The 9,994-nt window shown below is 36.7% G+C and carries 9 protein-coding genes; all 9 read right to left on the bottom strand.

Annotation, left to right across the window (positions count from 1 at the left end):
- Positions 1-114 precede the first annotated feature (114 nt).
- The 9 genes from JOC31_RS09285 to JOC31_RS09325 all read right to left on the bottom strand — a co-directional run bounded on the left by JOC31_RS09285 (position 115) and on the right by JOC31_RS09325 (position 9,827).
- Positions 115-756 carry an HNH endonuclease gene (locus JOC31_RS09285; RefSeq protein WP_205017882.1) on the bottom strand — a complete coding sequence of 214 codons (642 nt, stop codon included), beginning with the start codon at positions 754-756 and terminating at the stop codon, positions 115-117.
- Positions 749-1,381, bottom strand: coding sequence for a hypothetical protein (locus JOC31_RS09290; RefSeq protein ID WP_239551771.1), 633 nt, complete (start codon positions 1,379-1,381; stop codon positions 749-751). The genes JOC31_RS09285 and JOC31_RS09290 overlap by 8 nt, the downstream gene beginning before the upstream one ends.
- On the bottom strand, positions 1,381-3,603 hold the full coding sequence (locus JOC31_RS09295; protein ID WP_205017883.1) for a sensor histidine kinase: 2,223 nt from the start codon (positions 3,601-3,603) through the stop codon (positions 1,381-1,383). Before JOC31_RS09295 ends, JOC31_RS09290 begins: the two co-directional genes overlap by 1 nt.
- Positions 3,600-5,066, bottom strand: a complete 1,467-nt coding sequence (locus JOC31_RS09300) for an Eco57I restriction-modification methylase domain-containing protein (protein ID WP_205017884.1) — start codon at positions 5,064-5,066, stop codon at positions 3,600-3,602. The genes JOC31_RS09295 and JOC31_RS09300 overlap by 4 nt, the downstream gene beginning before the upstream one ends.
- 69 nt (positions 5,067-5,135) lie before the next feature.
- Positions 5,136-7,787 (bottom strand): valine--tRNA ligase, encoded by a 2,652-nt coding sequence (locus JOC31_RS09305; RefSeq protein WP_205017885.1) that lies wholly within the window; start codon positions 7,785-7,787, stop codon positions 5,136-5,138.
- Between the two features lie 12 nt (positions 7,788-7,799).
- Positions 7,800-8,354 (bottom strand): DEAD/DEAH box helicase family protein, encoded by a 555-nt coding sequence (locus JOC31_RS09310; protein ID WP_205017890.1) that lies wholly within the window; start codon positions 8,352-8,354, stop codon positions 7,800-7,802.
- Positions 8,354-8,929 carry a GNAT family N-acetyltransferase gene (locus tag JOC31_RS09315; RefSeq protein ID WP_205017886.1) on the bottom strand — a complete coding sequence of 192 codons (576 nt, stop codon included), beginning with the start codon at positions 8,927-8,929 and terminating at the stop codon, positions 8,354-8,356. The genes JOC31_RS09310 and JOC31_RS09315 overlap by 1 nt, the downstream gene beginning before the upstream one ends.
- Before the next feature lie 250 nt (positions 8,930-9,179).
- Complete coding sequence (locus JOC31_RS09320; RefSeq protein WP_205017887.1) at positions 9,180-9,515, bottom strand: helix-hairpin-helix domain-containing protein; 336 nt, start codon at positions 9,513-9,515, stop codon at positions 9,180-9,182.
- A gap of 57 nt (positions 9,516-9,572) precedes the next feature.
- Positions 9,573-9,827 (bottom strand): DUF1912 family protein, encoded by a 255-nt coding sequence (locus tag JOC31_RS09325; protein WP_205017888.1) that lies wholly within the window; start codon positions 9,825-9,827, stop codon positions 9,573-9,575.
- Positions 9,828-9,994 lie beyond the last annotated feature (167 nt).

Below are 9,994 nucleotides of genomic sequence, written 5' to 3' on the forward strand. Positions count from 1 at the left end.
GAACAGAGGCAATATTGCTTACCTATTCTCTTATGCTTGAAAGTAGTCATAATGAATTGGGGTTGAGTTTGAAATATTCTCTTGATTATGCCTAAGTAACTAGCACAACGGGTATTATTTATATTTTTTCAAACTTGGGACACTATTCCGTAATTCTAATAATCTATTAAATAGATTCCCATACAGTATTTTATCAGAGTATTTTTCTTTCATAAAATATAAATTCAATAAAAGATAATCTAGTTTCCTAAATCGATAATTGAATTTCATTTTGTAATAAAAATTTTGAACTATTTCATTTGAGTAATATTCAGGTGATACCACTATCTCAAAGTGTTCTCCTCTATTAAAAACTTTTCCTATTTGTTCACCATCTGGATGAATGATATCGTGAATATTATTTACTTTGAACTCCTTTTTAGACTGATTGCAATTTCTACAAGCAAATATTAAATTACTAATTTCATCTACGGATTTTTCATCACCAAATGTTTTTTGTAATTCATTAAAAAAATGGTCAATCTCGTATAGAGGCGCTGGATTTATAGAGGTATTAATACCGCAATAAGCACATTTATGATAATAAATTTTTTCAAATCGGTCATAATAGTTCGTTTCTTTGTTGTTTATTTTATTATAATGTTGTCCGATATTTCTGACTGCCTTTTCATCAATATCTTGCCCTAATATAATTTTATTCTGTTTTATATTTGAGTAGTTATAAATTTCAAACTTTGTAACTCTATAATCAGTCATGATCTCCCTCAAGGTCAAGCTTAATTAAATCAATTAACTCATCAATCTTTTCGTCAGTTAATTCTTTATAACTGGGAACTTTTTTGATCAAATTATTCACTTTTTCAACTATAAGAGTTTTCTCATAAGATGAGCTATTTTCTGACAAAAGTTGACCGGCATTTCTTATTTCATTTATCTTTTTAATTGAAGCTTCTAACTCTTTCTTAAGTACATCATTATAATAATTATTTGCTTCTTCTTGATCCCTACCTGAACTGCCTCTAGTTGATGCAAATTTCTTTATCACTCCATATTTTGCAAGATTATTGTTCTGCGTAATAACGATAACTTGAATAAAAGGGTTTGCTGTGGCAAAAATAAGTTTTAATTCTTGCCCAGTAAATTTTGACTTAGAATCAGCCGATTCATTTTCAAACAGTTTTGAATCTACAATAATAATATCTGAGGAGGCTATGTCACTATTTTCTAATAAGCTATGGTAGCTATCTTGACTACTATCAAACGTGTACTCGTCATATTCAAATTTCTGCTCTTTCCCACTAATATTAAACAAATATTCAACTAAAAGAGGGTCAAGCTTATCATCAATGTAAGTTAACTTTATATCACTAGTCATAGTCATTACTGATTCTCACTTTCATCAATCTTCATAGAAGCCCGCAGATAGAATCCTTGAAACTTAGGATTTATTTCTATTTCACCTCCTAGTTTGTAGATTGTATTACTTACAATCCACATTCCAAGACCATGTCCATCTTCTCGCGTAGTCTCATGAACATTTAATATTTTTCCAGGATTATCTTTATACTTAGCATCCAATCCTACTCCATTATCAAAGTAAACTAATCGAAGTTCTCCATCACTATAATTTAATTCGATAGTGATTGACAAAGCACCTGTGCTTTCATTAATCTGTACACTATTCAAAATCAAGTTATCCATAATAACCATTAGTAGATCATAGGAAATTTTTATTTTTTCATCATGATTTACTTGGACTATAAATTTCACCCAATTATATTGTTGCTTCCATTTACTAACAATTAAATCAATTAATTCATCCAATTCAAATTCTTTTACTGCAAAATTATCTTTCTTTGTCTCATCAATAATCGTATCAGCTAAATCTAAAACTTTTTCCAAATCATTAGAAAGTCTCTCAATTAGCTTTGGTATATTTCTCGAGCTAGGTTTTTCAAGTAGCAATTCTTCCCAACTATACTTTCTCTTTAACGCTTCTTCTATTTTAATAGGATTTGCTGCAAGAGAATTTCGATTGTTTTGCACCTCGTGACTCAATGAACTGACTTTTAATTGTAAAGTTGCTAAAACATTTAACAATTGAACTTCATATCTATAATTTTCTTCAATTCTTTTTCTATCTTCTCCGAGGTCATCCAACGCTTGCTTCTGAGCATTAATCTTCTCTTGAATTTTCTCAAAATCATCCTTAGTTAACTCAGAAATCTTTTCAGGATTTTCAATCGTGCTGCGAACTATATCCTCCGCTGTGGACTCTTTTTGAGTTTCAATAATAGTCCGTTCTATCAATCTATCTTTGTATCTAGAAATTTGTCGAATAATATTTTGTCGATATGATTCAAATTCTTTTAAAGCAACATGTATAATTTCTACTAAAATATTAAAATAAATATTTTCTACAACACCCTGCCGATTTGAAATATCCTCGATATGATTATTCTTTTGCTTATCAATCGAAATATAGCCAGAAAGTTGATTATGTCGGACTCTCCATGAACCACTTATATGCGATGCTGCTGCTGGTGAGGCTGCCGCTCTTTGAGATAATTTTAACCAATCTCGCCTACCTTCAAAAGAGTCAATACTAAATGAGTTACGATACAGTATAACTCCATAGGAATATCGATCACTTAAACTCTGATATTTATATTCAAATTTTTCAAAATCCTTATCTGTAATTGAGACTAAACTAAAATAAAGCATCCCAGAAAAATCTCCCAATTCTGTTAGTACTGTCTCGATGTCCTCCTCAGAAACCTCTTTCTCCTCATCTTCTTTTAACAATCTTATAATATCTTTTTTTAATTCTGATGCAATGTTCAAAGAAATTTCCGTCCCTTTTGGAGATAATCCTACTATCTCCTTTACAGAGCTTTTAAACTCGTCTAGCACAAGTTTTACATTTAATGTTTGAATATTAGAATCATAGTCCATTTTAATTGAGTCTACAAAATTCTCTCCAATTTTAGGATTTATCCATATATTCTTTGTTCTATCTGTAACATCAACTCCTCCTGCCTGATAATTAAGAATAACTTCCATTTTATCATCATTGTATACCTTACTTAGATAGACTTTTAATGGAATAATATGCCTCGAAGACCATTTATCCCTTAAGTCATAGATTCTGATTATTGTACCATTCTCAACATCAGGTAATTCGATACTTTCTAAACTTGATTTTTCCCAGTCAGTACTCCATTTTATACTAAAGTTTCCATCTTTTTTTGAAAACAACTCTATTTTTTCACCTAATCTAGCAAGTGCAAATCTCCCTATCCCCTTAGAACCAGCTAAAACTCTACCTGTTTTAGAATCTACATATTCCCTTGTAGATTTTCCAACATGCATCCAAGCATTCTTGATATCCTCGTCGCTCATTCCAGTTCCATCATCGGCTATTTCAATAAAAAGTTTTCCCGTACTTACTGACTTTCCAAATGATATTGTTAACTGTTCCGCACCTGCATCATAAGCATTTTTCACTAATTCTAAAATAGCTGACTCTTTTGTAGAAAAGTTATTCCTCCCTAATACTTCAGCTAAAACTTTATCTTCAACAATATATTTCAATTCTGTCATCCGTTCCCCTCCAACAGTCGTCTTGGAATTTCAATATTTTTCAAATCGGTAGAACTAATATTTCTATAACCTGCAGCATAGTTTTTTGAAATATTAAATAAATAATTTAAAACTAGTAGAGAATTTAAATAGTCTACTATTTCAGATAAAATTTTACTATTATAATCCTCAAAAAAAGTTAATGATAATCCTGATTGAACAAATCCCTCGTTAATAATTTTAAATGGGGAATTATTTAAATCAGCTACTTTGGAAATAATTACTTTTTTACTATCGTAACCTAAAAAACCCTGCGTCCGTCCAAAATAAAGTCCATATTTTTCTTTATAATCTTCTGATAGAGTTTCGTTTAAATACCTATACGTTAGTGGAAAATTCTTTGATAAATCAGGAACCCTTTTATTTTTTGAATCGTACGGAAAAATAACAATATTTTCTTTATCAATATCCGAAACACGAACTATTTTTTTTATAATCTCTGGTTCTATTAAATAGCGTTTATTATTTTTCTGAAAAATAATCCCTCTGTCATTTTGCTCAATGATTTCATTTTCCTTAATCACAAATACCTTATCTTGTAAAGTAGCTAGCCCATTCCTAACATTTGCTATTTCAGAGAGTAAAACTGTATCCTCATCTAAAGTTGGGAAATTCTCAAAATAAATATAAACGCTGTTATTATTAAATAATGTTTCATAGTCTACATTCTTAATTACGTGATTATCAGAATCAACAACTGCAATATTGTCATTCTCTTTTGATAATTTTGTGATAGCAGTAAAAGTTGTCGCCCCTTCAAAATTCAGCTGATTCTGATAATCAATTATCTTTTCAATCAATCTTTCATTAATTAGAACACGAAGCAACTCTTCTGCTCCACGTGACTTAAGATAACTATTTGGTGTAATAAAAACAAAATTTCCATCCCTATTCCAAAATTCTAAAGCAACCTCAAAGAAATAGTAGTATAAATCAAAATTATACTTCTGACAAAAAGAACTATTATCTTTTAGATACCTTACTGTATCAACACTTAAGTTCCGCCTTGATACATAAGGAGGATTACTAATTATGAAATCAAAATTAGGTTTCTTTTGTAATAATTTTTCTTTTTCTAAAATATCCATTTGAAAAACGTTCCAAGATACTATTAAACTAGGAAAATACTTCCCTAAAATCTGATTTAATTTTTCAATACAAATCTTTACAGCATCTTCTCTTAAATCGAATGCATATATATTATTTTCAAGAAAATCTTTTATTTCTCGTGAATCCCGATTCTGATTGTAGCGTAAAAATCTTTCTACAATAAGACTCAGGATATGTCCTTCTCCAACAGCAAGCTCTAACAATGTAAAGTTATTATAAAAATCTATTTCTAAATTATCAATCATAACATTTGCTAGATTGGTGTCTGTATAGTAAATTCCATTATGCTTAAAAAATCTTGTTTCGCTACTCATATCTTACTTCCATTCAGAACTATTATACCAAAAAACAAGCCTATCCTTACAGATAAACTTGTCCATATCTTACTTCACCAACTTCTTCATTTCTTCGATACGTTCTTGTGTCGCATCGTATTTTGTTTGGTAGTCGGCTTGTTTGTCTTTTTCTTTTTGGACGACTTCTGGTTTGGCGTTAGCGACGAAGCGTTCGTTGCTGAGTTTTTTGCCGACCATGTCGAGTTCTTTTTGCCATTTGGCAAGTTCTTTTTCGAGACGTGCCAACTCTTCTTCGACGTTGAGGAGGTCAGCAAGTGGTAGGAAGATTTCTGCACCTGTGATGACACTTGACATGGCAAGTTCTGGTGTGGCAATAGCTGAGCTAATTTCAAGCGTTTCTGGGTTGGTGAAGCGTTTGATGTAGTTGCTGTTGTCCTTGAAGAAGCTTTCCAGATCGCTGTCGCTTGTCTTAACCAAGATGGTGATTGGTTTAGATGGGGCAACGTTGACTTCTGCCCTGCTATTTCGCACCGAACGGATCAAGTCTTTAAGGCTTTCCACACCCTTATGAGCTGCAGCGTTTTCAAATGCTGGATTAACCGTTGGGTAAGCAGCTGTCACGATTGAGCCTTGAGCGTACTGACCGAAAATCTCTTCAGTTACGAATGGCATGATTGGGTGGAGAAGACGTAAAATCTTGTCCAAAGTGTAGAGAAGAACGGAACGTGTAATGACTTTCTCGTCTTCGTTATCGCTGTAAAGAACTTCCTTAGTCAACTCAACGTACCAGTTAGCAAATTCTTCCCAGATGAAGTTGTAAAGGATGTGACCCGCCACACCAAACTCAAACTTATCAAAGTTTTCTGTGACTTTGGCGATAGTTTCATTGAGGTTGTGGAGAATCCAGCTATCTGTCACATTTCCAGCAGTACCAGCAGCAACCTTGTCCACATTAGCTGTTGCTTGCTCAAGCGTCAAACCTTCGTTGTTCATGAGGATATAGCGTGAGATATTCCAAATCTTATTGATGAAGTTCCATGAAGCATCCATTTTCTCGTAAGAGAAACGCACGTCCTGACCAGGAGCTGAACCGTTTGACAGGAACCAACGAAGACTGTCTGCACCGTATTTCTCGATGACATCCATGGGATCAATACCATTTCCAAGAGACTTAGACATCTTACGACCTTCTTCGTCACGGATAAGCCCGTGGATGAGGACATTTGAAAATGGCTTACGCCCCGTAAATTCAAGGGATTGGAAAATCATGCGTGACACCCAGAAGAAGATGATGTCATAACCTGTCACCAAGGTTGACGTTGGGAAGTAGCGCTCAAAGTCAGCCGCATCCGTATCAGGCCAACCCATGGTTGAGAATGGCCAAAGGGCAGAGCTGAACCAAGTATCAAGCACATCTGAGTCCTGTGTCCAGCCGTCACCTTCTGGAGCCTCTTCGCCAACGTACATCTCACCTGCTTCATTGTACCAAGCAGGAATTTGGTGACCCCACCAAAGTTGACGTGAAATCACCCAGTCGTGAACGTTTTCCATCCATGACAGGAAGGTATCGTTGAAACGTGGTGGGTAGAACTCAACCTTGTCCTCTGTGTCTTGGTTGGCAATGGCATTCTTAGCCAATTGGTCCATCTTAACGAACCACTGCGTTGATAAGCGTGGCTCAACCACTACACCTGTACGTTCTGAGTGACCAACTGAATGGACATGTTTTTCAATTTCAACAAGAGCACCGAGTTCTTCCAACTTGGCAACAACGGCTTTACGAGCTTCAAAGCGATCCATACCCTTGAATTCACCAGCACGCTCATTCATAGTACCGTCATCATTCATGACATTAACTTGTGGCAAGTTGTGTCGTTGACCAACAGCAAAGTCATTAGGGTCATGAGCTGGCGTAATCTTAACCACACCTGTTCCAAATTCTGGATCAGCGTGTTCGTCAGCCACGATTGGAATTGGCTTGTTAAGGATTGGTAGGATAACATTTTTACCAATCAAGTCCTTGTAGCGTGGGTCTTCTGGATTGACAGCGACAGCCACATCCCCAAACATGGTCTCTGGACGAGTGGTAGCGACCTCTAAGAAGCCGGAGCCATCTTCCAACATATAATTCATGTGGTAGAAGGCACCCTCAACATCCTTGTGGATAACCTCGATGTCTGAAAGGGCTGTGCGGGCAGCTGGATCCCAGTTGATGATGAACTCACCACGGTAGATCCAACCTTTTTTATAAAGGTCAACAAAGACCTTGCGGACAGCCTTTGAGAGACCCTCATCAAGGGTGAAACGCTCACGTGAGTAGTCAAGCGAAAGCCCCATCTTGCCCCACTGCTCTTTGATGGTTGTCGCATACTCGTCCTTCCACTCCCAGACCTTGTCCAAGAATTTCTCACGACCGAGGTCGTAACGTGAAATGCCCTGCTCACGCAAACGCTCCTCAACCTTAGCTTGAGTGGCGATCCCTGCGTGGTCCATCCCTGGAAGCCAAAGCGTATCAAAGCCCTGCATACGCTTTTGACGGATAATGATATCCTGAAGCGTCGTGTCCCAAGCATGACCCAAGTGAAGCTTACCAGTCACGTTTGGTGGTGGAATAACGATAGAGTAAGGCTTCGCCTCCGCATCGCCTGACGGCTTGAAAACATCTTGGTCAAGCCAAGTTTGGTAACGACCAGCCTCAACCTCAGCTGGATTGTATTTTGGTGATAGTTCTTTTGACATATAGTGTCCTTTCTAGTTATTCTGTATTTTTTGTAAAATGAGCTGTGCAGTTTCTTCTGCAGAGAGGTGCGTGTTATTTATCTTGATGTAAGACTTCAAATTTTCTGGAGCTACTTCTGGATTAAAATTAGCAAATGCAACGGTATCAAGAATATCTTTTTCAGACCATTCTAAATCACGCTTACTTGGTTTATGTTTCAAGCGATTTTCAGTTTTATTTCGCCGAAGTCGTTCCTGCAAATCAGTCTCCAACTCGACAAACGCCACCGATTGACCATTTTTTTGAAAGATTTTTTGAATATCCTCTAAATACTGAACGTCCTCAGGGTCATTAAAATCAATAACCACTGTAAAAATCATCTGCTGACCTGTTTTAGAGAAAGTTTCAAAAAACTCAAAACGTATCTTGTGAATCAATGCAACCGATTCCTCTGTTCTCGGTAGAAATTTTATGACAAAATCAATAGTTTCATGATTGTGAAAGAGAGTCAGATCCGTCATTTTTTCAAGTTCCTGACCGATGGTCATCTTTCCAGCAGCCTGTGCACCGATTAAGACAATGTTCATCATTGCTTCTCCCACTCACTTTTTAAGAGCCCATAAGCCAGCTCTGAACAGCGATTGCCTTGCCCATCCTTCCGATTACGAATAGTTGCTTCGAGAGTAAAGCCTAGTTTTTCAGCCACACGCTGACTAGCTTTGTTATGATCGTAACAACGAATTTCGAGTTTGTGGAGATTGAGAATCGTAAAACCGACCTCAATCAAAGCAGCGACAGCTTCTGTCATATAACCTTGACCCCAGTAGTCAGGATGAAGCAGGTAGCCAATCTCGAATACATCATCTTCATGGCGGTGGTTAAAGTCGCAAGAGCCGATAATCCGGTCACTTCCTTTAACAGCAATGCCATAACCAGATGGTAAGTTCGCCTTTTTCAGATTTTGGTAATAATGATTTTCAAAATAATCATACTCATCCTCTAAGCTAGCAATTGGCGGGAATCCCGCTGGATATGTGACCTCTTCTAATCGAGCATAGTCAAACATAGCCGGCACATCCTCCACCGTTCGCTGACGCAAGATAAGACGGTCCGTTTCTAGTTTTGGTAATGCTTTGCCATCATAATCTTCTAGAATCTGCATGTTCTTCAACCTCCTCACTCCCAAATACAAAAAATCCCTGCCAAATCTGACAGGGACGAATTGCTCCGCGGTACCACCCACATTTGAGTGGAGACCACTCACAACTTTTTTGATTCAATTATTCACATCAGCAACTAGCTTTGACATTTGTGCGGATTTCTCAGTAACGCCGCTTCCTGTGACAAATGGACTTCAAAACACCTCTGAATAGTTTGATTATAGCAGATTAGAGAGCTGAAAGCAAGAATGCTTAGGCTTTGAAAGTCACGCCGTTATCTTTCAATTTAGCCACAGTTGCTGGACCGATACCTTTGAAAGCAAGGATTTCTTTTTCAGTGAATTTGGCAAAGTCTGCTACTGACTGGATGCCCTCATTGTAAAGTGTTTCAACAAGGTTAGAACGAATGTCAGCAACGGCTGAGATTGCTGAAAATTCTTCCAAGCTGAGTGTCGCTTGAGACTGAGCGGGTGCTTTTACAACTGACTCAGTCGCTACAGGAGCTACAGCCACTGGACTTGTCTTAATCGCACCTGAGCGTTTCAATTCTAACTTATATTCTTTTTTACGATTTTTCTTTTTAGCCATAATAATTAATTGAAAGCTGGTACACAACCAGTCTTTTCATCATCAAACCTTTCTTTATTAGTACTCTCGTTTTCCTAGAAAATTGTCTGGAAGATCATGGAAACCTTTACCAGAACGATAATTAGCGAATTTTGTTTGTAAGAAGCGGTAAGCATCTAACTTACTCTCATAGCGAATGGCGGCATCTTTGGCACGCTCATCTTGATCTTCTTCCCAGACCTGCTGACTAGCCGCAACAGCACCTTCATTGACCAACACCTGTGTGTTGACCCACTCTTCAAAATCTTTTAAAAATTCTTGTTCAAAAGTCATGATTTCCTCCAAATAAACAATCATAGCTATTATACCATTTTTTCTTTAATAAAGGCTAGTAAGCTCTGCAATTTCCACGACAAACGCATGAGATACTCCATTTCATTTTCTGAACGACAGAACCTTTTTTGACCTAAAGTAGTCGGCTTAGATATTTGTCAAAGGAT

Source organism: Streptococcus saliviloxodontae, from assembly GCF_016908655.1.
Taxonomy (GTDB): domain Bacteria; phylum Bacillota; class Bacilli; order Lactobacillales; family Streptococcaceae; genus Streptococcus; species Streptococcus saliviloxodontae.

Bases quoted from the DNA above. Each gene is read 5' to 3' on its own strand.
- JOC31_RS09305 (WP_205017885.1), bottom strand. From the start codon at position 7,787: ATGTCAAAAGAACTATCACCAAAATACAATCCAGCTGAGGTTGAGGCT.
- JOC31_RS09295 (WP_205017883.1), bottom strand. From the start codon at position 3,603: ATGACAGAATTGAAATATATTGTTGAAGATAAAGTTTTAGCTGAAGTA.
- JOC31_RS09315 (WP_205017886.1), bottom strand. From the start codon at position 8,929: ATGCAGATTCTAGAAGATTATGATGGCAAAGCATTACCAAAACTAGAA.
- JOC31_RS09325 (WP_205017888.1), bottom strand. From the start codon at position 9,827: ATGACTTTTGAACAAGAATTTTTAAAAGATTTTGAAGAGTGGGTCAAC.
- JOC31_RS09320 (WP_205017887.1), bottom strand. From the start codon at position 9,515: ATGGCTAAAAAGAAAAATCGTAAAAAAGAATATAAGTTAGAATTGAAA.
- JOC31_RS09310 (WP_205017890.1), bottom strand. From the start codon at position 8,354: ATGAACATTGTCTTAATCGGTGCACAGGCTGCTGGAAAGATGACCATC.
- JOC31_RS09290 (WP_239551771.1), bottom strand. From the start codon at position 1,381: ATGACTATGACTAGTGATATAAAGTTAACTTACATTGATGATAAGCTT.
- JOC31_RS09300 (WP_205017884.1), bottom strand. From the start codon at position 5,066: ATGAGTAGCGAAACAAGATTTTTTAAGCATAATGGAATTTACTATACA.
- JOC31_RS09285 (WP_205017882.1), bottom strand. From the start codon at position 756: ATGACTGATTATAGAGTTACAAAGTTTGAAATTTATAACTACTCAAAT.